This is a genomic window from Bradyrhizobium sp. Ce-3 (assembly GCF_022835695.1).
Classification (GTDB): domain Bacteria; phylum Pseudomonadota; class Alphaproteobacteria; order Rhizobiales; family Xanthobacteraceae; genus Bradyrhizobium.
The window spans coordinates 519,457-544,895 of sequence record NZ_BQUV01000002.1 but is presented as its reverse complement, the minus strand read 5'-3'; the positions used below and the strand labels follow the sequence as shown (position 1 = coordinate 544,895).

Annotated in this window: 24 protein-coding genes; 11 read left to right on the top strand and 13 right to left on the bottom strand. The window is 64.5% G+C overall.

Annotation, left to right across the window (positions count from 1 at the left end):
• Positions 1–200 precede the first annotated feature (200 nt).
• On the top strand, positions 201–602 hold the full coding sequence (locus BRSPCE3_RS08965; protein WP_244065435.1) for a DUF2177 family protein: 402 nt from the start codon (positions 201–203) through the stop codon (positions 600–602).
• Here the strand turns inward: BRSPCE3_RS08965 and BRSPCE3_RS08960 are convergent.
• The 3 genes from BRSPCE3_RS08960 to BRSPCE3_RS08950 are packed head-to-tail and all read right to left on the bottom strand — an operon-like array spanning position 591 to position 2,650.
• A complete protein-coding gene (locus BRSPCE3_RS08960; protein ID WP_244065434.1) occupies positions 591–1,391 on the bottom strand; it encodes a DUF1295 domain-containing protein in 801 nt (266 codons plus the stop codon). The two genes, BRSPCE3_RS08965 and BRSPCE3_RS08960, sit on opposite strands and share 12 nt — an antisense overlap.
• Before the next feature lie 24 nt (positions 1,392–1,415).
• The gene (locus tag BRSPCE3_RS08955; protein WP_244065433.1) at positions 1,416–2,066 is read right to left on the bottom strand and encodes a ChrR family anti-sigma-E factor; all 651 of its coding nucleotides are present in this window, start codon (positions 2,064–2,066) and stop codon (positions 1,416–1,418) included.
• The gene (locus BRSPCE3_RS08950) at positions 2,063–2,650 is read right to left on the bottom strand and encodes a sigma-70 family RNA polymerase sigma factor (RefSeq protein WP_244065432.1); all 588 of its coding nucleotides are present in this window, start codon (positions 2,648–2,650) and stop codon (positions 2,063–2,065) included. Before BRSPCE3_RS08950 ends, BRSPCE3_RS08955 begins: the two co-directional genes overlap by 4 nt.
• 237 nt (positions 2,651–2,887) lie before the next feature.
• Between BRSPCE3_RS08950 and BRSPCE3_RS08945 the strand changes: the two genes are divergently transcribed.
• From BRSPCE3_RS08945 to BRSPCE3_RS08930, 4 genes are all read left to right on the top strand, one after another.
• Complete coding sequence (locus tag BRSPCE3_RS08945; RefSeq protein ID WP_244065431.1) at positions 2,888–4,240, top strand: NAD(P)/FAD-dependent oxidoreductase; 1,353 nt, start codon at positions 2,888–2,890, stop codon at positions 4,238–4,240.
• Positions 4,237–5,040 carry a DUF1365 domain-containing protein gene (locus tag BRSPCE3_RS08940; RefSeq protein ID WP_244065430.1) on the top strand — a complete coding sequence of 268 codons (804 nt, stop codon included), beginning with the start codon at positions 4,237–4,239 and terminating at the stop codon, positions 5,038–5,040. Before BRSPCE3_RS08945 ends, BRSPCE3_RS08940 begins: the two co-directional genes overlap by 4 nt.
• A gap of 49 nt (positions 5,041–5,089) precedes the next feature.
• The gene (locus BRSPCE3_RS08935) at positions 5,090–6,271 is read left to right on the top strand and encodes a cyclopropane-fatty-acyl-phospholipid synthase family protein (RefSeq protein ID WP_244065429.1); all 1,182 of its coding nucleotides are present in this window, start codon (positions 5,090–5,092) and stop codon (positions 6,269–6,271) included.
• 233 nt (positions 6,272–6,504) lie between these two features.
• Positions 6,505–7,539 carry a cysteine synthase A gene (locus tag BRSPCE3_RS08930; protein WP_244065428.1) on the top strand — a complete coding sequence of 345 codons (1,035 nt, stop codon included), beginning with the start codon at positions 6,505–6,507 and terminating at the stop codon, positions 7,537–7,539.
• Between the two features lie 56 nt (positions 7,540–7,595).
• On the opposite strand, the gene BRSPCE3_RS08925 is transcribed toward BRSPCE3_RS08930, so the two are convergent.
• From BRSPCE3_RS08925 to BRSPCE3_RS08910, 4 genes are read right to left on the bottom strand one after another with little or no spacing between them, the layout of a single operon-like run.
• A complete protein-coding gene (locus tag BRSPCE3_RS08925) occupies positions 7,596–8,336 on the bottom strand; it encodes an amino acid ABC transporter ATP-binding protein (protein ID WP_244065427.1) in 741 nt (246 codons plus the stop codon).
• Positions 8,337–8,346: 10 nt separating this feature from the next.
• Positions 8,347–9,867: an amino acid ABC transporter permease gene (locus BRSPCE3_RS08920; protein ID WP_244065426.1), complete on the bottom strand. Its 1,521-nt coding sequence runs from the start codon at positions 9,865–9,867 to the stop codon at positions 8,347–8,349.
• Positions 9,864–11,069, bottom strand: coding sequence for an amino acid ABC transporter permease (locus BRSPCE3_RS08915; protein ID WP_244065425.1), 1,206 nt, complete (start codon positions 11,067–11,069; stop codon positions 9,864–9,866). Before BRSPCE3_RS08915 ends, BRSPCE3_RS08920 begins: the two co-directional genes overlap by 4 nt.
• A gap of 24 nt (positions 11,070–11,093) precedes the next feature.
• Positions 11,094–12,110 carry an amino acid ABC transporter substrate-binding protein gene (locus tag BRSPCE3_RS08910; protein ID WP_244065424.1) on the bottom strand — a complete coding sequence of 339 codons (1,017 nt, stop codon included), beginning with the start codon at positions 12,108–12,110 and terminating at the stop codon, positions 11,094–11,096.
• Between the two features lie 325 nt (positions 12,111–12,435).
• Between BRSPCE3_RS08910 and metC the strand changes: the two genes are divergently transcribed.
• The 5 genes from metC (at position 12,436) to BRSPCE3_RS08885 (ending at position 18,242) form a co-directional block, all read left to right on the top strand.
• Entirely contained in the window at positions 12,436–13,632 is a 1,197-nt protein-coding gene (gene metC, locus BRSPCE3_RS08905; protein WP_244065423.1) for a cystathionine beta-lyase, read from the top strand.
• A 284-nt stretch (positions 13,633–13,916) separates the two neighbouring features.
• Positions 13,917–14,720: a Flp pilus assembly protein CpaB gene (cpaB, locus tag BRSPCE3_RS08900; RefSeq protein WP_244065422.1), complete on the top strand. Its 804-nt coding sequence runs from the start codon at positions 13,917–13,919 to the stop codon at positions 14,718–14,720.
• Positions 14,721–14,733: 13 nt separating this feature from the next.
• Positions 14,734–16,203 (top strand): type II and III secretion system protein family protein, encoded by a 1,470-nt coding sequence (locus BRSPCE3_RS08895; RefSeq protein WP_375709877.1) that lies wholly within the window; start codon positions 14,734–14,736, stop codon positions 16,201–16,203.
• 30 nt (positions 16,204–16,233) lie between these two features.
• A complete protein-coding gene (locus BRSPCE3_RS08890; RefSeq protein ID WP_244065421.1) occupies positions 16,234–16,977 on the top strand; it encodes a CpaD family pilus assembly protein in 744 nt (247 codons plus the stop codon).
• Positions 16,974–18,242 (top strand): AAA family ATPase, encoded by a 1,269-nt coding sequence (locus BRSPCE3_RS08885; protein WP_244065420.1) that lies wholly within the window; start codon positions 16,974–16,976, stop codon positions 18,240–18,242. Before BRSPCE3_RS08890 ends, BRSPCE3_RS08885 begins: the two co-directional genes overlap by 4 nt.
• A gap of 27 nt (positions 18,243–18,269) precedes the next feature.
• Here BRSPCE3_RS08885 and BRSPCE3_RS08880 read toward each other — a convergent pair whose 3' ends face one another.
• Both BRSPCE3_RS08880 and BRSPCE3_RS08875 read right to left on the bottom strand, forming a co-directional pair.
• Positions 18,270–19,094 (bottom strand): tetratricopeptide repeat protein, encoded by an 825-nt coding sequence (locus BRSPCE3_RS08880; protein ID WP_244065419.1) that lies wholly within the window; start codon positions 19,092–19,094, stop codon positions 18,270–18,272.
• A 141-nt stretch (positions 19,095–19,235) separates the two neighbouring features.
• The gene (locus BRSPCE3_RS08875) at positions 19,236–19,481 is read right to left on the bottom strand and encodes a PilZ domain-containing protein (RefSeq protein ID WP_076828746.1); all 246 of its coding nucleotides are present in this window, start codon (positions 19,479–19,481) and stop codon (positions 19,236–19,238) included.
• Between the two features lie 263 nt (positions 19,482–19,744).
• On the opposite strand from BRSPCE3_RS08875, the gene BRSPCE3_RS08870 reads away from it, so the two are divergent.
• Complete coding sequence (locus BRSPCE3_RS08870; RefSeq protein WP_244065418.1) at positions 19,745–21,427, top strand: Na/Pi cotransporter family protein; 1,683 nt, start codon at positions 19,745–19,747, stop codon at positions 21,425–21,427.
• Positions 21,428–21,445: 18 nt separating this feature from the next.
• Here BRSPCE3_RS08870 and BRSPCE3_RS08865 read toward each other — a convergent pair whose 3' ends face one another.
• The 4 genes from BRSPCE3_RS08865 to BRSPCE3_RS08850 form a co-directional block, all read right to left on the bottom strand.
• Positions 21,446–23,245 carry a M23 family metallopeptidase gene (locus BRSPCE3_RS08865; RefSeq protein WP_244065417.1) on the bottom strand — a complete coding sequence of 600 codons (1,800 nt, stop codon included), beginning with the start codon at positions 23,243–23,245 and terminating at the stop codon, positions 21,446–21,448.
• Between the two features lie 203 nt (positions 23,246–23,448).
• Positions 23,449–23,787: a lipid-A-disaccharide synthase N-terminal domain-containing protein gene (locus BRSPCE3_RS08860; protein ID WP_244065416.1), complete on the bottom strand. Its 339-nt coding sequence runs from the start codon at positions 23,785–23,787 to the stop codon at positions 23,449–23,451.
• Entirely contained in the window at positions 23,787–24,530 is a 744-nt protein-coding gene (locus BRSPCE3_RS08855; protein WP_244065415.1) for a glycosyltransferase family 2 protein, read from the bottom strand. Before BRSPCE3_RS08855 ends, BRSPCE3_RS08860 begins: the two co-directional genes overlap by 1 nt.
• 62 nt (positions 24,531–24,592) lie before the next feature.
• Complete coding sequence (locus BRSPCE3_RS08850) at positions 24,593–25,438, bottom strand: phosphatase PAP2 family protein (RefSeq protein WP_244065414.1); 846 nt, start codon at positions 25,436–25,438, stop codon at positions 24,593–24,595.
• Position 25,439: the final 1 nt, after the last annotated feature.

The following is a 25,439-nucleotide window of genomic DNA, read 5'->3' as shown; positions in this document are numbered from 1 at the left end:
TTCCCGCGCATTTCGGGCCCTGCCGGAAGTCACCATTCTTACCAAGATTTCATGGGGATTTCTCGGCCCTGTTGCGCCGAATCCGCAACTTCAGGCGCCTTAACCGGCGTCACCATGATCCAGACGCCGTGATCCATCGTTACCTCTTCGAGAGAGTCGCACCTTGCGGCAGATAGCGGCGTTCAACCTTCGGGCCCGACATGACCTACCTCTACGCTTACCTCTCGACGTCGATCGTCTTCCTGCTCTGCGACATGGCCTGGCTTGGAACGATGGCGAGCCGACTGTATCGTCCGACGCTCGGGGACATCCTGTCGACCGAGGTCAATCTGCCTCCGGCGATCGTCTTCTATCTGATCTACCCGGTTGGGCTGGTGGTGTTCGCCGTACTCCCCGCCCTGAAGTCGGGAAGCCTTGGCTCGGCAACGCTCGGCGGCGCGCTGCTCGGCTTTTTCAGCTACATGACGTACGATTTGACCAACCAGGCGACATTGCGGAACTGGACCGTCCAGCTGACCTTGCTGGATGTCACCTGGGGAACGCTGCTGGGGGCGATTTCCGCGACGGCGGCCTATCTCGTGACAGCGAGGCTAGTGGCCTGACCTCAGCCTTGGAAATGGAAAGAACGGCCGGGTTCGCGCCTGCACATCACGGAATTGCTGGCCGCGCGAGCGCAGCATGTGTTGCTCGAGCGGAGGTACGCCAGACACGTGGACCAGAACCCAGTACATGCAGGCCGGCGCCAGCAGCGTGATCCAGCCGGCCGGATATGAGGCGTCGATCGCGATCAGCGGATAGGCCAGCCAGCAAAGCCATTCGAAGAAATAGTTCGGATGACGCGACCATTTCCATAGCCCAGCCTCGCAGACCCGATGTCGGTTGGCGGGATCCGAGCGGAATTTGCGCAGTTGCGCGTCGGATAACGCCTCCCCGATCAGGCCGGCCAGCAGCAGCAGCGCACCGAGCAAATCCGCAAGCCCCAGCTCGGTGCGCGGGTTATGCGCAGCAAGCGCGACCGAGACCGCCAGAATCAAACCAACTGCCGCCTGCGCTTGCAACTGCAGGAACATCCGCCTGTCGGCGGTGGCGCCCCATTGATCGATCAGGTCGCGATAGCGCGGATCATCGCCGGCCTTCCAGGTTCGCAGCAGCAGGTGACCACCGAGCCGGAGCGACCAGATCGCGACCAGCAGCGCCACCACGATGTGCCGCGCGCTGCCCGTCCCGTCCGTCGGGACCGGGACGAGGCTGGCCACGCAGGCCACCAGGCCGGTCCCGAATGTCCAGCAAACATCGATCCATCCGGTGGCCCCGGTCCGGCGCTGAATGAACCAGGCGATCGCCATGACCGCAGACATCGCGAGTGCCATGACGATGAATTGGGAGATCATCGAGCAATCTTCCGGGAGCAGCCGTCACATACGGATCAACGGCTGCAACAAGCGGCCGATCACTCCGTTGAGCCTCAAATCGCCCTGCATTGCGACCAGGCAGATGCAGTCTTCGGCTGAGTCGATCCTGATATCGTGATCCACCGCCCCGTCACCAAAGTCGAAATCTCCGGGGCCGAACCAGCCGCCGGCGTGAACGAAGCTTCCCGACAGCACGCAGGTCATCTCAAAGCCCGTGTGCGTATGCTCGATCATTCTGGTTCCCGGGCTGGACCTCAGCAGAAAGACGCGCGTCGCGCTTTGCTCAGGCAATCGGATTGGCCGTAGATGCACCTTTGGCGCAATCCATCGCCACGAACTGTCGGGATAGCTGTCCAGAAAGTCCGGCAGGCCCGGCACGTCGCGGAACGCCCGCCCCCGACGCCGCACCGCCGCGGAGTTGCCCGAGGCCTCGTCCAACCTGCGTTGCAACGCCTCAAACGAGCCGTCCGACATCGCGGTCGGCGGCAGTGCAGCCAGCACCGCGCCGCCAACATGCTCCATCGCCCGCACCGCTCCGCGGCACTTGGCACAGCTGACCAAATGGGTGGCAATCGCAACATGCTGGCCAAGGTCGATGGTACCTGCTGCGAACGCCGCCAACAGCTCGTCCGGGGGGTGATGATGGACGGTCATGAGAAGTCATCCAGCAAGCTGCGCAGCCGGGCCATCGCGAGCCGCAGGCGCGATTTGACGGTGCCGAGCGGGATATCGAGCGCCCTTGCGATCTCCGCATGGGCTGTTTCGTGAAAGAAGGATAGCTCGATCACCCGCATCTGCTCGTCCGGTAGCACCGATAGCGCGTCACGGACCCGCGCTTCGATCTCAGATGTCAGCATTCCCGCGTCAGGCAATGGCCCCTCATCGCGCTGAAACTCAAGCTCCGTCTCGGACGTATCGCCGGTTGGGGTCCGCTTCTGACGACGGAGCGCGTCAATGCGCAGGTTTCGCGCGATCGTGAATATCCAGGCTGCGGCGCCGCCGCTTTTGGCATCGAAGAGACTGGCTTTCGACCACACCAGGTACAGGGCCTCCTGCGCCAGCTCGTCGGCAAGCTGCTCGCTCGCACCCGAGCGCTGCATCAACGTCTTTATGCGCGGCGCAAAATGCCGAAACAGCGCCGCGAACGCCTCGCGATCCCTTCGGACCGCAACGGCTTCGATCAGCCGGGCCCATCGGGCGGCATCCGACGTCTGGTTGTCGGGAGTTTCACTCAGCATGCCGCGCGGGCACTCCCTGTCGTTGAAGGCTCTGGGACCGCAGTACCGGATAGCGCCCAGCCTGACCAGACCGATAACCCCGGAGATATGTCGTGCGGCGGCTTGCATGCAACAGGAACGCTATCCGTCCGCGGTTGGATCACTGCTGGTGATCCAACCCTCACGGTCTGTCGTTTCTACCGATGACGCCGCCCGCGCAGCGGGCTGGCGCACCGGTGGATCGAAGAGGGACAGTCGTTGAGGACCGACGGCAAATTGAACATCGCCGTAGTCGGAACCGGCATTTCCGGCCTCGCGGCTGCCTGGCTGCTCAGCCAGCGCCACGATGTGACCGTCTACGAGAAATCCGATCGCATCGGCGGGCATTCCAACACCGTGACCGCGTCCCTTGGCGACGCGCACGTCGCTGTGGATACCGGCTTCATCGTGTTCAACCGGAAGACCTACCCTAACCTCGCCGCGCTGTTCCGGCATCTCGACGTTCCCACGCAAGCATCGGAGATGTCGCTCTCGGTTTCTCTCGACCGGGGCGAACTGGAATATTCCGGAACCGGCCTTTCGGGCCTGCTGGCCCAACCCCGTAATCTGCTCCGTCCGCGCTTTTGGTCGATGCTGCGCGACCTTGTCCGGTTCTACGATCGGGCGACACGCGATGCGGCGCTGCTGCGTGACGAGACGATCAGCCTCGGCGACTATCTCGCGCAAGGTGGTTATGGTTCAGCGTTTCGTGACGATCATCTGCTGCCGATGGCAAGCGCCATCTGGTCGGCGCCTCCGGAGGACATTCTCGCCTTTCCCGCGGCGACCTTCATCCGCTTCCACCACAATCACGGGCTGCTCCAGCTGACCCGACGGCCACCATGGGAAACCGTGACCGGCGGCAGCCGCGTCTATGTGCAACGATTGGTCCGGCCATTCGCGGACCGGGTCAGGCTCGATTGCGGCGTGGTCAGGATTGGACAGTCGGTACGCGCTGTGACGGTGACTGACGTTCACGGCGAAACGCGATCATACGATCATGTCGTGCTGGCAACGCACGCGAATGAAGCGCTGTCGGTGATAGACCAGCCCACGCCGGATCAATCCGCATTGCTCGGTGCGTTCCGTTACAGCCGCAACCTTGCCGTGCTCCATTCCGATCCAACGTTCATGCCGCGGCGGCGGCTGGCCTGGTCGAGCTGGAATTACGTCGAATCCCGCGACAAATGCCGCGCGCCGGTCGGCGTCACATATTGGATGAACCGGTTGCAAGGCATTCCCCACCATTTGCCGCTGTTCGTTACGCTCAATCCGGCTCGTCCACCGCGCGCGGAGACGCTGCATCAGACGGAGGTCTACGAGCACCCGATCTTCGATGCGGCCGCGATCGCCGCCCAGCGCCGGCTATGGTCGCTGCAAGGCCTTGGAAAAATCTGGTTCTGCGGCGCGCATTTCGGAGCCGGCTTCCACGAAGACGGACTGCAATCAGGACTTGCGGTCGCCGAACAACTTGGCAGCGTACGCAGACCGTGGACCGTGCCGAACGAATCCGGACGAATTGTGCTCGCCGCCAACAGCAGGTCCTTGCCTGAGCCGGAGCTGCAGCCATGACGCTCCGCTCCTGCCTCTATCGGGGTAGCGTGATGCATCGGCGGCTGCATCCGACATCTCATCGCTTCCGTTACCGCGCTTTCTGGCTGTTGCTCGATCTCGACGAGATGCCCGTGCTTCTCTCGCGGCTACGGCTATTCTCGCACAACCGGTTCAACCTGTTCGCATTGTATGACAACGATCACGGTGACGGCAGCGCGACGCCACTTCGCACTCAGATCGAGCGACTGCTCGGGCAAGCGGGGATCGACCCGGCCGGCGGTCCAATCCAGCTGCTCTGCATGCCGCGGACACTTGGCTACAGCTTCAATCCCCTCAGCCTCTATTTCTGTTACCGGAACTCGGGCCAACTGGCGGCGATCGTCTATCAGGTTCACAACACGTTCGGCGAGCGCCACGCCTATGTAGCCGCGGTCGACGCTGACGACGCCAGCATTCGGCATGAGTGCGCCAAGACCTTCCATGTGTCGCCTTTCATGGCCATGAACCAGCGCTATCATTTCCGCTTGAACCGACCGGATGGGCATTTCGCGCTCGGCATCAGCACGAGCGAAGGCGGCAAAACGATACTCAGTGCGTGCCTTACCGCGTCACGCCAGTCACTGACCGACTGGACGCTGTTGCGCAGCTTCCTGGGGATTCCGCTGGTGACGACCAAGGTCATCCTCGCGATCCATTGGGAGGCGGCAAGGCTTTGGCTGAAGGGCATGCGCATTCGCGAACGCCCGAGGCCATCCGCGAACGGCATGACGCTCGCTGCCAGATCACCCGAGCAACGGACGAATTTGCATGCGCACTGACCAGCAGCAGCAGACCGCCCCCGGCTGGATGCCCGTCGAATGGCCGCCGGTGCTGCGCGCGACGATTGGCGTGCTGCTGCGCCGCATGCTCCGCCGGATCGATTGCGGCGAAATACTCGTGCAACTGCCCGGCGGGCGTGGTGTTGCGATCTCCGGCGCACGCGGCGGAGATCCGGTGCATATCAGGATTCACAGCTGGAAGTGCCTGCTGCGGCTGTTCACCGGCGGCGATCTGGGCTTTGCCGAAGGCTACCTTGCCGGCGAATGGTCGACGCCCAACATCCATGCATTCCTGAACGCGGCTGCACCGCGATCGACCCACGCGGCCTCGTTCGAGCGGCTGAGGCCTCCGCAACCCCTCATGTGGCTCCGCCACGCCCTGCTCAATCGAAATACCAGGCGCGGCAGCCGGCGCAACATTCGCGCTCATTACGATCTCGGCAATGATTTCTACCGGCTCTGGCTCGACCCGAGTATGACCTACTCATCCGGTATCTGCGCTTCGCCATACCAGACGCTCGCGCAAGCCCAGCAAATCAAGCTCGATCGGGTCACCGACCTGCTCGATCTCAACGGCGGCGAGAGGATCCTGGAGATCGGTTGCGGCTGGGGCGCGCTGGCGCGGCATCTGATCGAACGACACGACTGTCACGTCACCGGACTGACGCTGTCGATCGAACAACTTGGCTACGCGCGCGAGCAGCTGGCTGCGCAAGGACTTGCCGACAGATCAGATCTGCGGCTCGAGGACTATCGCGACACTGACGGCAGCTACGACCGGGTCGTCTCGATCGAGATGCTGGAAGCGGTCGGCGAAGCCTATTGGCCGCTGTTTTTCGACAAGTTGCGGCAACGGCTCGATGTCGGCGGCGTCGCGGTGCTGCAGGTGATCACGATCGACGAAAGTCGCTTCGAAAGCTACCGCAGGCGGCCGGAATTCATCCAGCGGTACATCTTCCCCGGCGGAATGCTGCCGACCGTCGACATCGTCAAGCAGCTGGTGAGCAATTGCGGATTGCGGCTGGTTTCGACCGAATTTTTCGCTGCCAGCTACGCCCGCACGCTGGCCGATTGGCATGATCGTTTCCTCGACGCCTGGCCGTCGATCGAAGCACTCGGCTTCGATATCAGGTTCAAGCGGATGTGGGAGTACTACTTGGCATATTGCAGGCTTGGCTTTGAAATTGGCGCCCTCAATGTGGGGCTATACAAGGTCGAGCGACCATCCTGAATTTGGATCCGTGCAGCGAAACTAACGCGGTACGACGAATTGCAGCAAGATTTGGCCGGATCGCGGGCATTCGCAAAACGAGCGTTCCAGCGGGGTAATGATCAACGCCAGTTGCTGGTTAACGCTGTCCGCCGCACGAAATTCGCCGCACTGCAAAAGCCTTTCCCTTTTGCCGTCGGCACACTAGTTTCCGACCAGAGCAAAACACGGACCGGCAAAAGATTACCCCCGACATGGCATTCAACAAAGACGTCATTGAAGCGATCGGCAACACCCCCCTCATCAAGCTGAAGCGCGCATCGGAACTGACCGGCTGCACCATCCTGGGCAAGGCCGAATTCATGAATCCGGGCCAGTCGGTAAAGGACCGCGCCGGCAAATGGATGATCCTGGAGGCCGAGAAGCGCGGCGATCTGAAGCCCGGTGGCCTGGTGGTCGAGTCCACCGCCGGCAATACCGGGATCGGGCTTGCGGTCGTGGCGAGTGCGCGCGGCTATCGCACCCTGATCGTCATTCCGGAGACGCAGAGCCAGGAAAAGAAGGACATGCTGCGGCTGTGCGGCGCCGAGCTTGTCGAAGCGCCCGCGCTGCCGTTCTCCAATCCGAACAACTATCAGCATCTCGGCAGGCGGCTTGCCGACCAGCTGCGCAAGACCGAACCGAACGGCGTGCTGTTCGCCGACCAGTGGAACAACCTCGACAATCCGAAGGCGCATTACGACTCGACCGGACCGGAGATCTGGCAGCAGACCGACGGCAAGGTCGACGCCTTCATCTGCTCAGTCGGCACCGGCGGCACGCTCGCCGGCATCAGCCGCTATCTGAAGGAAAAGAACAAGGACATCGTCACCGCCTGCGCCGATCCGCACGGCTTTGCGATGTACGAACTGTTCAAGCACGGCCAGGTCAAATCGACGCCCGGCGACTCGATCACCGAAGGCATCGGGCTCGGGCGCAAGACCCCGGTGGTCGAGACCGCAAATGTCGACGATGCGTTCCTGGTGTCCGACCAGGATGCGGTCACCACCATCTATGAGCTATTGGAGCACGAAGGCCTGTGCCTCGGCGGCTCGACCGGCATCAACATCGCAGGCGCGATCCAGCTCGCCAAGCAGCTCGGCCCCGGCAAGACCATCGTCACCATCCTCTGCGACTCCGGCAACCGCTATCAGTCCAAGCTGTTCAACCCGGCCTTCATGCGCTCGAAGAACCTGCCGGTCCCGGAATGGCTGGAGAAGCGCAGCAAGATCGAGCTGCCGTTCGTGTGAGGCGCGAATAATGAATGGTGGGTGGTGAACACGGGCGATCCTTATTCGCTACTCGCTCACCGCAGGATCTGGCTCAGGAACAGCTTCGACCGCGCGTGCTGCGGATTGGCGAAGAATTCCTGTGGCGTGTTCGACTCGATGATCTGGCCGGCGTCCATGAACACGACGCGGTTGGCGACCTCGCGGGCAAAGCCCATTTCGTGGGTCACGACCAGCATGGTCATGCCTTCCCTGGCGAGATCGACCATGGTGTCGAGCACCTCCTTGACCATTTCCGGGTCGAGCGCCGAGGTCGGCTCGTCGAACAGCATCACCTTCGGGTTCATGGTCAGTGCGCGGGCGATCGCGACGCGCTGCTGCTGACCACCCGACATCTGGCCAGGAAACTTGTTGGCCTGATGCGGGATCTTGACCCGCTCCAGGAACTTCATCGCCATCGCCTCGGCATCCTTCTTCGGGATGTTGCGCACCCAGATCGGCGCCAGCGTGCAATTGTCGAGCACGGTAAGGTGCGGGAACAGGTTGAAGCTCTGGAACACCATGCCGACTTCGCGGCGGACCTCGTCAACGCGGCGCAGGTTCGGCCCGAGGTCGATGCCGTCGACCACGATCTCGCCCTCCTGGAACTCCTCCAGCGCGTTGATGCAGCGGATCAGCGTCGACTTGCCCGAGCCCGACGGGCCGCAGATCACGATGCGCTCGCCCTTGCCGACATCGAGGTTGATGTCGCGCAACACATGGAAGTCGCCGTACCATTTGTTGAGGGCGGAAATGTTGACGATCGGGGTTGTGGACATGGTGACCTTGTCAGTGGCGGCGGTGGGCGTTCAGCCGGTTTTCGACGAACAGCGAGTAGCGCGACATTCCGAAACAGAACACGAAATAGATCATTCCGGCAAACGCAAAGCCGGTAAAGGCCGTGGTCGGCGTCGACCAGTTGGGGTCGGAGAACGATGCCCGCAGAGAACCCAATAGATCGAACAGCGCCACGATCGACACCAGCGAGGTGTCCTTGAACAGCGAGATGAAGCTGTTGACGATCCCCGGGATGACGTAGCGCAGCGCCTGCGGCAGCACGATCAGCGACGTCGTCTTCCACCAGGACAGGCCGAGCGCCGATGCGGCCTCCGCCTGCCCGCGCGCCACCGCGGCGAGCCCGCCCCTGATCACCTCGGCCATGTAAGCGCCGGTAAAGATCGCGACGCCGATCAGGGCACGCAGCAGGCCGTCGACGGCGAAATTGCCCGGCACGAACAGCGGCAGCATGTAGGTCGCGAAGAACAGCACCGTGATCAGCGGCACGCCGCGCCAGAATTCGATGAAGGCGATCGAGAAGATCCGGATCAGCGGAATGCTCGAGCGGCGGCCGAGCGCGAGTGCAATCCCGATCGGCATCGAGGCGACGATGCCGGTGATCGCGATCACCAAGGTCACCAGCAGGCCGCCCCACAGCCTGGTGTCGACAATGGGAAAGCCGCCGCGATCGAGCCCCATCAGCTTGATGCCAGCAGCGATCCCGGCAAACGTCAGCAGGCTGCCGATCAGCGCCCTGCGCCCGGTGCGCATGCCGCCTCCGAGCACAAACAGCACGGCGGAGACGATCACCGCGGTGACCAGGAAATCGCCCCAGACCGGCAGCGCCGAGAGCTGCAGCTGGTCGCGCAGCCAGGTCAGCGGAAAGATCAGCCAATGGATCAGCAAGCCGACCAGGACGAGCACCTTGCCCAGCACCCACAGCAGTGGAGCGATCGCCGAACTCTTGCTGAGATTGACCAGGAGATCGCCGGCGCCGCCAATGCTCTGCTCGAACAGCTGCAACAGGCCGGCGGTCCAGCTGACGCCGAAGCCCGCGATGCCGCCGCCATGCAGCAGGAAGAACGCCACCGCCGGAAACGCGAAGAAGAACAGGCCGGAATTCAAGCCCTTGGCCGGCAGGCGCGGCAGCAGCAATGGCAGCAGCAGCGCGGCGCCGAGGCCATAGGTCAGATTGACCCGCCAGCGCTGGGCTTCCGGATAGAAGCCATAGATCAGCTGCGTCAGCTTGGCCTGAATGTAGGGCCAGCAGGCGCCGACCTCGTGACCCGCCTTTTCGACGAGGCAAGCGGTGCGGTCCTTGCCGGACCAGACCGCGTCGACCAGCAGAAACTTGAGCGCCGGGACGACGATGTACCAGGCCAGCAATAGCCCGAGGATCGTGAGCAGGATGTTGCCCGGCGAATTCAGCAGCCGCGTTCGCAGGAAACCGATGAAGCCGGTCGTCTTCGCCGGCGCCGCACGCTCGGCGACCAGATCCTGCCGGACAAAGGATGAGGCGGAAATATCCGTCATGCCGCCATGCTCCGGTTAATGCGCCAGCCATAGACGCTCATCAGCGCGCTCGTCGTCAGCGAGAGCAGCAGATAGACGCCCATCGTCATGGCGATGATCTCGATCGCCTGCCCGGTCTGGCTCACCGCGGTGCCGGCGAACACCGAGACCAGATCCGGATAGCCGATGGCGACCGCCAGCGACGAATTCTTGGTGAGATTGAGGTACTGGCTGGTCAGCGGCGGCACGATGACGCGCATCGCCTGCGGCACCACGATCAGCCGCAGCGTCGCGGCACGGCTGAGGCCGAGCGAAGAGCCCGCCTCCATCTGTCCCTTGTGCACCGACATGACGCCGGCGCGGACGATCTCGGCAATGAAGGCCCCCGTGTAGGTGGATAACGCGACCGTCAGTGCGACGAATTCAGGGATGATCCGCGCGCCGCCGGCGAAGTTGAAGCCCTTCAGCTGCGGCAGCTCGAACTTCAGCGGCCAGCCGAACATCAGCATCGAGACCAGCGGCAGTCCGACCAGGCAACCCAGCACATAGGGCCAGACCCGGATCATCTGACCGCGCTCGAACAAGGCGCGCCGCGCGTGGTGCCGCAGACCCAGCGCCGCGACGATGCCGACCGTCAGCGCGGCCAGGAACGGATAGAGGCCGGGTTCGCTGACCGGCTGCGGCACGATCAGGCCGCGATTGTTGAGGAAGAACGTGCTGAAGATCGAGATGCTCTGCCGCGGCGCCGGCAGCGCCGCGAGCACCGCGAGGTACCAGAACAGGATCTGGAACAGGACCGGCAAGTTCCTGATGATCTCGACATAGATGCCGCCGATCCGCGACAGCAGCCAGTTCGGCGACAACCGGCACAACGCCACGGTGAAGCCGATCACGGTGGCAAACACAATGCCGATCACCGAGACCAGGATCGTATTCAACAAGCCGACGAAGAACACCCGCCAATAGGTGTCGGAATTGTTGTAGGCGATCAGGCTCAGATTGACGTCAAAGCCCGCATTGTAGTTGAGAAAGCCGAAGCCCGACGCAATGTGCTGGGTCTCCAGGTTGGTCCGCGCATTCGCCACGATCTCATAGGCGATCCATGCCAGGATCGCGGCGAAGGCAATCTGGGCGGCCAGTCCGTTCCAGCCGGTCTTGCCGCCAAGCGCACGCTTCAGCCTGAGGGCAAGTTGCAGCGGTGGTTTGCGGGGCGCGATGCTCATCGCGGCAGCCGTTGGCCGGAGCGATCAGCGGATCGGCGGCGCGTACTGGATCCCGCCCTTAGTCCAGAGATTGTTGACACCGCGGGCGATGCCGAGCGGCGAGCCGGTGCCGACATTGCGCTCGAAGGTCTCGCCGTAATTGCCGACCGCCTTCACGATGCGCACCACCCAATCCTTGGTGAGGCCGAGCTGTTCGCCGAGATTGCCGTCGGTGCCGAGCACGCGCTTCATCTCCGGCTTGTCCGATTTGAGCATCGTGTCGACGTTCTTCTGGGTGATGCCGAGCTCCTCGGCATTGATCATCGCAAACAGCGTCCACTTCACGATGTCGAACCACTGGTCGTCGCCGTGGCGCACCATCGGCCCCAGCGGCTCCTTGGAGATGATCTCCGGCAGCACGATGTGATCGGCGGGGTTCGCGAGCTTCAGACGGCTGGCATAGAGGCCGGAGGCGTCGTCGGTGAAGACGTCGCAGCGTCCGGATTCATAGGCTTTGACCGCCTCGTCGATGCTGCCGAACGCGATCACCTCGTACTTCATGTTGTTGCCCTTGAAGAAGTCGGCGAGGTTCTGCTCCGTCGTGGTGCCGGTCTGCACGCAGACCGACGCGCTGTTCAGTTCGAGCGCCGAATTGACCTTGAGCGACTTCTTCACCATGAAGCCCTGCCCGTCATAATAGGTCACGCCGGTGAAATTGGCGCCGAGCGAGGTATCGCGCGACACCGTCCAGGTGGTGTTGCGCGACAGCACGTCGATCTCGCCCGACTGCAGCGCAGTGAAGCGATCCTTGGCCGACAGCGGCACGAACTTGACCTTGGTCGGGTCGTCGAGCACCACGGCGGCAATGGCGCGGCAGACGTCGACGTCGATCCCGGTCCAGTTCCCCTTGTCGTCCGGCGACGAGAAGCCCGGCAGGCCCTGGCTGACGCCGCAGGACAGCTGGCCCCGGTCCTTGACCGTCTTGAGGGTTTGCGCAGAGGCCGCCTGGACCGACAGGGCGGCGGCGGCGGCAAGGATGACAGCCAGGGATACGCGTTTCATGGGTAGGCCTTTCAGGGTCGTCCGTTGGACGTTTGCTTTGTGATCGCCTCGCGTTCACGGGCCATCCCAATGATCCCCTGCAGCGAAAAATGCTGATTCGATCGGCAGTTTGACTGCAAATCGGTCAGGCAACGGATCGAAGGTCGCGGCAGGCCCCTCAACGTGCGGCGACTGGTAGTTGCGCCGCATCACATAGCGACTGACGAGCCGGGTCAAGGGGTTGACGCATGTCTTCTACCTCTTGTTAGTAACACCTCCCGGCCTGGCCCTGTCTTCCCGACGCGGCGGCTGCGGCAAAAAGTCTAAAGTCGAACGGTAGCGCTCCATGACCTCCTCTGACGGCTCCACGCCCTCCCGCCCCCAAGATGTCGCGACCCGGCTGGTCACGGCCGGCCGCGACACCAAGGCCCAGAAGGGCTTCGTCAATCCGCCGGTCTTTCACGGTTCGACCGTGCTCTATCCGACCGCGGAGGACCTTCACGCCCATCGCGCCGAATTCACCTATGGCCGTCACGGCACCCCGACCACGCGGGCGCTGCAGGACGTGCTGATGACGCTGGAGGGGCCGCAATGCGCCGGCGTCGGGCTTGCGCCATCGGGCGCTGCGGCCATCAGCACCACGCTGCTCGCAGTGCTGAAGGCCGGTGACCATCTGCTGGTCTGCGACAACGCCTACCGTCCGACGCGAAACTTCTGCAACGGCATGCTGAGCCGGCTCGGGATCGAGACCACCTATTTCGACCCGCTGATCGGCGCCGGTATCGAGGCGCTGTTCAAGCCCAACACCCGCGCCGTGCTGCTCGAGGCGCCCGGATCGCAATCGTTCGAGATGCCCGACGTTCCGGCGATCGCAGCGGTGGCCCATGCCCGCGGCGCGCTGGTGATCGACGACAACACCTGGGCCACTCCGCTCTATCACCGCTCGCTCGAGCAAGGCGTCGACATCAGCATGCAGGCCGCGACCAAATATATCGGCGGCCATTCCGACATCATGTTCGGCACCATCTCGGCCAATGCGAAGGCGTGGCCGCTGATCGCCGAGGGCATCCGCCTGCTCGGCGTCTGCGCCGGTCCCGACGACGTCTACCTCGCGCTGCGCGGCGTGCGCACATTGTCGGTGCGGCTCGCGCAACATCATCGCTCCGGACTCGAGATGGCGCGCTGGCTAGCGGAGCGGCCCGAGGTCGCGCGCGTGCTCCACCCTGCCCTCGAAACCGATCCGGGCCATGCGATCTGGAAGCGCGACTTCACCGGCGCCTCCGGCCTGTTCAGCATCGTATTGAATCCGGTGCCGCAGACCGCCGTCGATACCATGCTCAACACGCTCACGCTGTTCGGCATGGGCTTTTCCTGGGGCGGCTTCGAGAGCCTCGCCATTCCGTTCGACTGCAGCGAGTACCGCACCGCGACCAAATGGGCGCCGGGCGGACCGACGCTGCGGCTGCATATCGGGCTCGAGAACCTCGACGACCTCAAGGCCGATCTCGATCGCGGGTTCGCGGCGTTGAAGGCCGCACGCTGAACGTCCCGCGCGGGCGGCAGGTTAGCCGGCATTAACCACGGCCGACCTGCCGCGACGCCGCATCGCGACCAACGTCGCATGCGCCGCGCACGCGGGATCTCCGGGATTCTGCGGAGAAGCGAGGGCGCCGATAACTCGCCGTTCACCATCCCCACCAATCCCTTAATTGTCCGGACCTTCCATCAAGTTCCCTTATACTTTTGCGGCCGTAGTGATGCCTTGGGAAGGGCTGTCGGTGCCGCAAGGACGTGACTGCCCTGAGTTAAGGGCATTCAGACAATCGCATGAAGACGGCACGCATCGTGGTCCTCGGCATCGCCGGCGTCGCAGGCCTCGCGGCCATGTATCTCGCGAGCGTGGGCGATCGCAAACCGGCGCCGGTCGCGCCGCCCGTGGCGCAGCTGCCGACCGTCGAGGTCCTGGTGGCGAAGACCGACATCGGGCTCGGCCAGTCGGTGAAGGCCGAAGACGTGCAATGGCAGCGCTGGCCGGCCGAGACCGCGAGCGCCGCGTTCATCCGCCAGGACACCAATGCCGACGCCATGAACGATGTCATCGGTTCGATTGCGCGGGCCCCCTTCATCGTCGGCGAACCGATCCGCGAGCAGAAACTGGTCAAGGCCAACGGCAGCGGATTCATGGCCGCGATCCTGCCCTCAGGCATGCGCGCGATCTCCACGGAAATCTCGCCGGAGACCGGCGCCGGCGGCTTCATCCTGCCGAACGACCGCGTTGATGTGATCCTGTCGCGGCGCGACAAGAACCCCGATCAATTGCAGGGCGGCCGCGACATCATCACCAGCGAAATCCTGCTGTCCAACGTCCGCGTGCTGGCGATCGACCAGGCGCCGAAAGAGAAGGACGGCAACAACTCCCTCGTCGGCAAGACCGTGACCCTCGAGCTCAAGCCCGAGCAGGCCGAGACGCTGGCGCGTGCCCGGCAGAGCGGCACGCTGGCGCTCGCGCTGCGCAGCATCGCCGACGTCAACGAGAAGATCGACGAGACCAGAGACCGTGCCCCGAAACGGGGCGAGAGCATCAGGGTGGTGCGTTTCGGCATCCCGAGCTCTCAGACGACACAGAAGTGATGGGGGCTTCGATATGACAACGGCTGCAAAACAACTGGCGACCCGGACCACGCTGGTCCGCTCGCTGTCCTTCTCGGCGGTCACCGCCCTGATGCTGATCCCTGCTCTCGCCAGCGCGACCGATCCCGACAAGAACGCGGACGTTGCGGTGACGAGCAGCATTGCCGCCAAGACGCGCTTCGTCTCGCTCGGCGTCGGCAAGTCGGTGGTGGTCGACCTGCCGCGCGAAGCCAAGGACGTTCTGGTCGCCGATCCCAAGATCGCCAACGCCGTGATCCGCTCGGCGCAGCGCGCCTATATCATCGGCGCGGCGGTCGGCCAGACCAACGTCGTGTTCTTCGACGCCGACGGCAACCAGGTCGCCGCCTACGACATCGCGATCAAGCGCGATCTCAACGGCATGCGCGCCGCGCTGAAGCAGATGCTGCCGGGCGTCCAGATCGAGGGCGTCGGCGAGAGCGTGGTGCTGACCGGCACGGTGGCGAGCCCGGTCGAGGCCCAGCAGGCCGGCGACATCGCCGCAAAACTGGTCGGCACCCCCGACAAGGTCGTCAACTCCATCGTGGTGCGCGGCCGCGACCAGGTGATGCTGAAAGTCACCGTCGCCGAAGTGCGCCGGGACGTCGTCAAGCAGCTCGGCGTCGACCTCAGCGCCAACATGAATTACGGCACCGCCGCCGTGGTCTTCAACAACGCCAACGCCTTCACCGCCAACAACGGACCGCTCGCTCCGGCCAATGGCCTGACCGGTGCCGCCTTGAACAAGCTCGGCGTGCCGACCGTCACCGCGACGCTCCGTGCGATGGAGAGCGCGGGCGTCGTGAAGACGCTAGCCGAGCCCAATCTCACAGCGATCTCCGGCGAGTCCGCGACCTTCGTGTCGGGCGGCGAGTTTCCGATTCCGACCGGCGTCACCTGTCAGACCTCGTCGACAGGCACGATCGGCAATTGCGTGCAGACCGTCAGCTTCAAGAAATTCGGCATCTCGCTCAACTTCACCCCGGTGGTGCTGTCCGAGGGACGCATCAGCCTGAAGGTGATGACCGAGGTCTCCGAAGTCTCGATGGACAATGCGCTGACCGGCGGTCAGGGCGGCACCACGATCCCCTCGATCAAGACCCGCCGCGCCGACACCACGCTGGAGGTGCCCTCCGGCGGTTCGATCGCGATGGCCGGATTGATCCAGGAGCAGACCAAGCAGGCCATCAACGGCATGCCCGGTGTCGATCAGATCCCGGTCCTCGGCCAGCTGTTCAGGAGCCAGGACTTCGTCAACAACGAGACCGAGCTCATGGTCATCGTGACGCCCTATGTGGTGCGCGCCGTCACACAAAAGGAATTGTCCCGTCCCGACGACGGGTTCGCTCCGGCTTCCGATGCGCAGTCGGCGCTGCTGGCGCGCGTCAATCGCATCTACGGCGTCGCCGCCCGCGCCGAACCGATCGGCGCCACGCCGGTCAATTTCGGCTTCATCATCGACTGAGGCGCGGACCTTGAGGGATTGGGGGATCCTATGATGATACGCAACAGACAAGCCGCTCATGTGAGGACGCTGTCGCTGATCGGCGCCCTCGTCACGTCGGCGATCGCGCTCGGCGGCTGCAATCTGACCGGCGACAATATTGCGACCGGCACGGTAGCCGACGACTACCGGCAGCGGCATCCGATCGCGGTCACCGAGGGCGAGCAATCGATCGTCGTGTTCGTGGGGCGCTCCCGCGGCAATCTCACCGAAACCCAGCGCGACGACGTCATGGGGCTGGCCCGCACCTGGCGCCGCGAAGGCACCGGCGCGATCGCGATCGACGTGCCGGCCGACACCTCGAACGGGCGCTCGGCGCAGGCGGTGTACCAGGAGATCCGCGGCGTGCTCGCGTCGATGGGCGTGCCCGCCCACGCCATCACCAGGCGTTCCTATCGGGTGGACGATCCGCGCGCGCTGCCCACCATTCGCCTCAGCTATCCGAAGATGTCCGCGGTCGCCGGTCCCTGCGGCGTGTGGCCGGCCGACCTTGGGCCCTCGATCTACAATCCGAGCTACAACGAGAACAAGCAGTACGAGAATTTCGGCTGCGCCACGCAACGCAACCTCGCCGCGATGGTCGCCAATCCGTCCGACCTCGTGCAGCCGCGGACCGAAACCGCGTCCTACACCCCACGCCGGTCGGTCGCGTTCCAGAAATACAGCAAGGGTGAGTCGACCGCGACCACCTACCCCGAAGCCGACAGAGCCAAGCTGAGCGACGCCGCGAAATGACCGAACAACAAGACGAGCCGCAGCACGCCAACGACCACATCGCGCCGGCGCCCCGGATTTCGGTGCAGGCCTTCTGCGCCAGCGTCGCGACCGCCACGACCGCGCGCGCCGCCGCCGATGACCGCCGGCTCGCCAAGGCTCATCTCTCGGTTCATATGGGCGGCATCGCCGCGGCAGTCGACGCCTATCACAAGGCGCCGACACCCAACGTCATCATGCTGGAGAGCGAGCCGGACACCGATTTGCTCGCCGGTCTCGACGAACTCGCCACGGTCTGCGATCCCGGCACCCGCGTCGTCGTGCTCGGCTCGTCCGGCGAGACCGCGCCGTATCGCGAACTGGTGCGGCGCGGTGTCAACGATTACGTCATCGGGCCGGTCAAGGTGCTCGACATCGTGCGATCGATCTGCGGCCTGTTCTCATCGTCGGAATCGGTCTCGGTCGGCCGCCTGATTGCGGTCGCGGGCGCCAAGGGCGGCGTCGGCGCCTCGACCATCGCCCACAATGTCGCCTGGACCATCGCGCGCGACCTCGGGCTGGACTCGGTCGTGATCGATCTCGACCTCGCCTTCGGCACCGCCGGCCTCGACTACAACCAGGATCCGACACAGGGCATCGCCAACGCGGTATTCGCGGCCGAGCGTCCGGACAGCGCCTTCATGGACCGCCTGCTCGCAAAATGCGGCGATCATCTCAGCCTGCTGGCGGCCCCGGCCACGCTCGACCAGGTCTACGATTTCGGTGCTGAAGCGTTCGATGCCATCTTCGATACGATGCGCATGACCACATCCTGCATCGTGCTCGACGTCCCGCATCAATGGACCGCCTGGACCAAGCGCGTGCTGGTCGGTGCCGACGATATCCTGATCGTTGCCGAGCCCGACCTCGCCAACATGCGCAACACCAAGAACATGATGAACCTGCTCAAGGCCGCGCGTCCCAACGACCGGCCGCCGCTCTACTGCCTGAACCAGATCGGCATGTCGAAGCGGCCCGAGATCGAGGTCAAGGATTTCGCCAAGACGATCGAAAGCCAGCCGATCGCGACCATCCCGTTCGATTCCAGGCTGTTCGGTGAAGCCGCCAACAACGGCCAGATGATCGCGGAAGTCTCGGCACGTCACCGCACCACCAAGACCTTCCTGCAGATCGCGCATCGCCTGACCGGACGTCCCGATCTCGCCGAGGCACGCGAGTCGTTCCTGTCGCCGTTGCTCAGGAAGCTGCAGTCGCGCCGCAACGACAGACGCCGCGCCGCCGGCTAGCTTCGAAGATATTCGCGCAAGGGCGCGCTAGTCGCGGCGGCTGGCCGCGACCGGAATCTTGTCCGTATCCGTCCGGCTCGCGTCCCTGCGCGCCAGCAGCCGCTTCAGCGCGGCGACATTGGCCGAGCCCTGCTCCGGCGACAGATCGGCCTTCATGATGGTTTCGGCCTCAGCCTGGCGGCCTTGCAGGCCGACCACGACGGCGAGATTGGTTCGCACCCGCATGTCGTCGGCTGCGCGCTCCCGGGCGCGGCGCAGCGTCTCCTCGGCCTTCGGCAGATCCTTCGACAGCAGATAGGACAGGCCGAGGTTGGAGAGCACCGATGGATCGTCAGGCACGATCTTCAGCGCGCTCGCGTAATACTGGCGGGCCTCGTCGTGGCGGTCGAGCTGATCGAGCACGGCACCCTGCGCCGACAGGATGCGCCAGTCCGGATCCTCCGGGGTGTGGGCGCGCCCGAGCACGTCGAATGCCTGCTGGAAATTGCCATTGTCCGCGAGCGCCCGTCCGTAGCCCGCGAGCAGCGCCTTGTTGCTGGGCTGCGCCAGCACGGCCTGCTCCATGACGGCGACCGCCTGCGCCCGCTGGCCGGTGGCGCGCAGCGCCCGGGCGTATTTCAGGGCAGCTTCGGTGTCCTTCGGGTTGGCGCGGACCCGCTCGTGGTAGGTCGCGATGTCGCGCCGCGGATCGGCCGGAGCCGGCGTGGCCTCCGCCGTCTCGCCCAATGACCCGGTGATGTCGGACGGACCCGAGGTCTGACAGGCAGACAGCCCGATCAGCAGGATCACGGCGGATACCGAGCCGGCGAGATGGCGCACGCGGCCCAAAGGTCGGGATAGTTTCTCAGACATCAACGAGACTCGGAACAGCGAAGGTTCCGGGATGCTCACAGCTTAACCCTAAGTTCCGGTTAAGGATGCCATCATGTCGCCGTCATCCGGCCCCGATCAGGGCGCCGGACGCCAGGCGGGACACCAGCCCTGGTCGCTGGATCAGTCGACGAACTGGGCGCCGAACTCGTGCCCGATCTGCCAGGCCAACCGGCACTGGCGCGGACTGCCGCTGGAAAGGATGATGGTGAATTCCGGCGGAATCTCGAGATATTCGGCGATCACCTTGACGCCGCCGGCGGAAATATCGGTGATCATGCAATCCCGTGGCAACGACCCCGTACCCAACTGAATTTTCGCGACGCTCCGGCACGGGCGGCGTTCGCTCTTGCGGCGATTCATAAACATTCTGATCCCCAAGCCTTTCTGGGCAACTCTCTGGTTCCTACCGTCATAACCGGGAAAGATTGGGAACTGACTAGCGCAACCGGTTGCAATTGAACGGACGCGTTGCGGATTCATTTACCCGGCATGGCTTGCCCCGGCGGTCCTCCCGTCACAGCTCATTTGCCGCGCAGCCGGTTCCGACGGGAACAAAAAGGGGTTGCTATCAGGTCGTTTGGCGATAGCGTGACCCCTTCGACTCGAATTTGCCGGGATATCCAGGAAGTATGGGAAGTCTTGTTCTGCTTGATCTGATGGGGGGCGTCGCCCTCTTGCTGTGGGGCCTTCACATGGTCCACAGCGGGATTCTACGCGCCTTCGGGCCCGATTTGCGGCTGCTGCTGGCCCGGGCGCTGAACAACCGCTTCTCCGCCCTCGGCGCCGGTCTCGGTCTGACCGCCCTGCTCCAGAGCTCGACCGCGACCGCCCTGATCACCAGTTCCTTCGCCGCCGAGGAGATCGTCAGCCTGGTGCCGGCGCTCGCGATCATGCTCGGCGCCAATATCGGCACCACGCTGATCGTGCAGGTGCTGTCGTTCAACGTCGCAGCCGTGGCGCCGGTGCTGTTCATCACGGGTCTCGTCGCATTCCGCAGCGGACCGCGCTCCCGCATCAAGGATCTCGGCCGCGTCTCGATCGGCCTCGGCCTGATGCTGCTCGCGCTGCACATCCTGCTCGACACCATGGCGCCGGCCGAGAATGCGCCGGGGGTGCGGGTGTTCCTGGCCGCGATCACCGGCGACCCCGTGCTCTGCATCCTGATCGGCGCCGTCGTGACCTGGCTGGTGCATTCCAGCGTCGCCAGCGTGCTGCTGGTGATGTCGCTGGCCTATTCCCAGTTCATCTCGCCCTATGCCGCGTTCGCGCTGGTGCTCGGCGCAAACCTCGGCAGCGCCATCAATCCGCTGATGGAGGGCGCACGGCGCGACAATCCGGCGAGCTACCGGCTGCCGGTCGGCAACCTCGTCAACCGCGTCGTGGGCATCCTGTTGGTGGCGCCGTTCCTGCGCCCGATCACCGAGATCATTTACGCCTGGCAGCCGGATCTCGCCAAGGCGACAGCGCTGTTCCACATTGCCTTCAACGTCGCGACTGCGCTGCTGTTCATCGGCGGACTCGACCACATGGCCCGGCTGCTCGAGCGCCTGTTGCCGAAGCGGGCGCAGGAGACGGATCCGTCGCGGCCGCGCTATCTCGACGAGAGCGCACTGGAAACGCCTTCGCTTGCGCTGGCCGATGCCGCGCGCGAGGTGCTGCATATGGGCGACCACACCGAGGCGATGCTGCGCAAGGTGATGGCGGCGATGATGACCAACGATCGCGCTCTGGTCGATCAGGTGTCGAAGATGGACAACACCGTCGACCGCCTGAACGAGGCGATCAAGCTTTACGTCACCAAGTTGACCCGCGGCAGCCTCGATGAGCGCGAAGGGCAGCGCGCCATGGAGATCGTCTCGTTCGCGATCAATCTCGAGCATATCGGCGACATCATCGACAAGAATCTGAGCGAGCTCGCGACCAAGAAAATCAAGCACCGCCTGCAATTCTCAGCCGAGGGCGCCGAGGAACTGTCGGCATTCCACAAGCGCACGATCGACTCGCTGCGGATCGCGTTCGGCGTATTCATGTCGGGCGACGCCAACGAGGCGCGCAAGCTGCTCACCGAGAAGGCGGTGCTGCGCGCGGCCGAACTGGCGGCCGTCGAACGCCATCTGGAGCGCCTGCGCGAAGGCCGGCCCGAGAGCATCGAGACGACGTCGCTGCATCTCGACGTGCTGCGCGACCTTCGCCGCATCCATTCGCACATCTGCTCGGTCGCCTATCCCGTGCTGGATGCCGCCGGCGAGACCGCCGCCGATCGCGAGAAGGCGGTCGATACGGCCGAACTTCCAGCTCCCGGGCGGCTCTGATCGAACGCGCATACAAGGCTATGTCGGCGGCCGGTGTTCGGAATCGGGACGGCGCTGCGGAAACGTGGCTGCAGCAGCGAGCTGGTCGATGCTGTCGCGCTGACGATCGAAAGCCTCGCGGAGATCCCCTTGCAGCAGCCGGCCGCCTGACAATTTCATCCGAAGCGGATCGACGTTGCGGCCGTTGATCCGCACCTCATAATAGAGATGCGGTCCGGTCGAGAGTCCGGTCGATCCGACATAGGCGATCGTCTCGCCCTGACGAACGCGGTCGCCGATCTTCAGCCCGGGCGGGAAGCTCGCGATGTGGGCGTAGGTCGTCTCATAGCCGCGATCGTGGCGTATTCGGATATATTTCCCGTAGCCACGTTCGTATCCCTCGATCTCGACGACGCCGGCGCCCGCGGCCGCGACGGGCGAGCCGTAGGGCGCCGCATAGTCGACGCCCTCATGGAAGCGGCGGTCGCCAAGGATCGGATGAATGCGCCAGCCAAAACCGTCGCCGAGGCGCCCGCTGACGACCGGCTTGCGCAGCAGGAATTTGGTGATGGATTGTCCATCCTCATCATAGAAATCCGAGCTGCCGTCGTCCGGTGCGGTGAAGCGGTAGTAGCGGCGCGTCTGCCCGCCAGCCGTCAGATCGCTGAAGACCAGCTCCGGCTGGCCGATGTCGTTGGGCGCATAGATGATCTCGGCCACGTCGGCCTCGCCGAGTGGACCGTCGAGGTCGAAGTCGCGGCCACAAAGCCGCATCAGTTCGGCAACGATGCCTTCGTCGACGTGATTGGAGCGAGCAAGCGCGTTCAGGCCGTCACGCAGCGTTTCGCCGGGGACGGCGTGCGTGTCGATCGACTGGCGTAGCGAGCTTGCGTTTCGCGCGGCGACATCAGGCTGTTCCGGCACGATCGGCTGGTATTGGCCGCCATCGGTGCGACCGACGGCGGACACGCTGGAATCCGCCCGTTCAATCGACACTTTGGCAACACGGCCACGCGGCGAACCGGCCTCTTCACCTTGTTCGATGATCGTGATCTTCTCGCCGCCGGACAGCGTTTCCTGACCGCGAGGCGACGGGAAAGCGGCAAGGATCGCCGGCGCATCTTCCGCCGCCGCGGTGAGTGCCCGCAGAATGGCCGACAGCGTGTCACCGGCTCTCGCGATGATGACATGTCGATGGTGACGTGACGTCGAGGGAGACTTCGGAAGGCTGGTGACGTTGACCGCGTCACCGATCGGAGACGGCGAATGCGGCACCTCTTCATCGGCAGCATAGGCGCTGGCGCCACCCGGCAGTCCACCTCGTGATGAACCCGTCCGCATGATGGCTGGCAACTCCGGCAGCGAGCTCACGCGCTGGTCGTCCTTACCGTCTGCAGGCGCTTCGCGTCGATGGTCCGGTTGCGGCTCGGTATCGATCTCGGCGAGCCGCGCAGACACCCGGGTGAACCGGCGGACCGAGCCGGCATCGCTGAGCTGCTCGATCTTGAGCGCGGTGGGATTGCCTTGTGAGCCGGGCCTCCGGTCCAGACGATCGCCACGACGTGCCTCGTCGACCACTTGCCCTGTGAAACGCGGCGGTGAGACGACCGGCGAGATCGCGAATTGCGTGCGATCGCCAAATGCGCCGCGCAGTGCGCCGGCAAGCAAGGCGATCGCGGCAGTCCCGATCAGAACCGTCCCCGCCATCCAGCGGATACTGATCCTGCGACGGTCGGGCACCTCGTGCTCGCCGGTCAGCGGCGGCTCGTCAGGCATCTGAACGTCGCGGACACTCGATCGATAGCCATCCGCTTTCGTCGCTTCGCCACGGCCGCTCATCAACGCCCCCTCATCCCCTGGGGCACGGACTCGGAAATGCCGCCACGCCCACGGCGAGCCGTAGATGCCATGCGCCTTGGGGCGATTGTTTGACCTTGGCTCGGATTCAGTCGCAATGGGTGGCGGGCTGAGCCCAATGCTGGAATCGGTCCAGATTCGCGCGGAGGCTGATTATACCGCTCGCTGCGCGACGATCGCGCGGCTCAGTTGTCGAGCGTCTTCGACGCGCGTCCGCGGTTCTTCACGATCAGCATGATATTGCGGATGTAGATCAGCGTCGCGAGGCCCTGCCCGATGATGATGACGGGCTCGCGCTTGGCGAGGCCGTAGACCAGCGTCATCAAACCGCCGCCCATCGAGAAGAACCAGAACGCCATCGGCACCACGCTCTGGCCGGCGCGCTCGCTGGAGATCCACTGCACCAGGAAGCGGGCGGTGAAGAACAATTGTGCGATCAGGCCGAACGCCAGCCAGAAGTCGAACTTGGCGATGAAGACGTCGTAGAGATAGGCGCTCAACGCCTGGCCGTATTGAATCAGCATCACTTCACCTCGGAGACGATCGGCGTCGGGCGCTTGCGGCGGATCAGCCACCACACGCCGGCGAGATCCATGATCCCGATCCAAAGCCGGTCGAAGAACCCATAGTTCGAAACGCCGGAATGGCGCGGGCGGTCGACGACATCGACATACGCGATCGCATATCCCTCGCGGCGCACCAGCGCCGGCAGGAAGCGGTGCAGCCCGTCGAAATACGGCATCGCGAGGAACACGTCGCGCGGAAACGCCTTCAGGCCGCAGCCGGTGTCGCGGGTGCCGTCGCGCAGGATCGCACCACGCACGCCGTTGGCGATGCGCGATTGCAGCTTCTTGAAGCCGGTATCCTTGCGCCCGACGCGTTGGCCCGCGGCAAGGCCGACCGTGCCGTTACCGCCCTCGACCGCCGCGATCAGGTCCGGCAGGAAGGCGGGATCGTTCTGCCCGTCGCCGTCGAGCGTCGCGACGATGCCGCCACGCGCTGCTCGGACGCCGCTGCGCACCGCCGCGGATTGGCCCGACGACACGGCGTGACGAAGCTGCCGGAGATTGGGCCGCTGCGCCATGATTGCGTTCAGCCGCTCGCCGGTGGCGTCGGTCGAGCCGTCATTGACATAGACGATCTCGTAGGCCCAGCGGCCGTCGAGTGCCGTCGCGATCTCGGCGATCAGCGGCGCGATATTATCCGCCTCGTTGCGCACAGGCACGACGATGGAAACGGCGACCGGCGTCTGGTCGGAAGCAGGCAAATCGGCACTCGGGGTTGGTGTTATCGGCGGCGGGAACCCGCCCGACCGTCGGGCGACCGCTTTTATGGGGCGAAGGCGCTCCTCGCAACCCTTTTGAGGCGCCCTTCCGACGGTCCTGACAGCGCCACCACGGTGCCATCCTGATGAATGGCGAAACCAAGGCGGCGGGCGGCGAACCAGTAGCGCACGGCCATGGCGCCGATCACACCGACCAGCGCGCCGGCCACCACATCGCTCGGATGATGGGCCAGCAGCACGAGCCGGGTCGCGATGATGATCAGCGCATAGACCAGCATCGCGAGCCGTGCCCGTGGCCAGACCGCCGACACGGCGAAGGCCAGCGCGAATGCCGTGATCGAATGCCCCGACGGAAAGCTCGAATAGGCCTCGGTGCCGGCGAAATGCTGGAAGTTGAACGCGTTGGCCTTGCCGCCGACAAACGGCCGGCCGCGGCCGACGATCCACTTGATCACTTCCCCCACCGCGACCGACAGTGCGACCGACAGGAACAAGTATTGCAGCCGCGTTCCGAGACCGAGCAAGGTCGCGCGCGGCACGCCGCGCAGCGCAGGCGCCGCCAATGCGACCGCGATCAGCAGCACGCCGAGCGCGCTCAGCACATACTCGTCCTTGCCGAAATCGGTGAGGATCTTCACCCACCACAGACCCGGCGTGCCGCGTGGCGGCATCAGGCTGATCTCGGCGACGTCGACCGCATACATCAGCGTGATGATCGCGACGCCGGCGATGACGACGAGCAGGAGGACGTGGCGCGCGGAGCGTCGCGCCGCCTCGGCCCGGCGCGAATGCGACGGCGCCCGCACGAGCTGGGCAAGGGACACCCAGACCAGCGTCAGCAATCGTCCGAAATAGTTGGTGGTCTCGGCGGTGGCTGGCGGCGCCGGCATG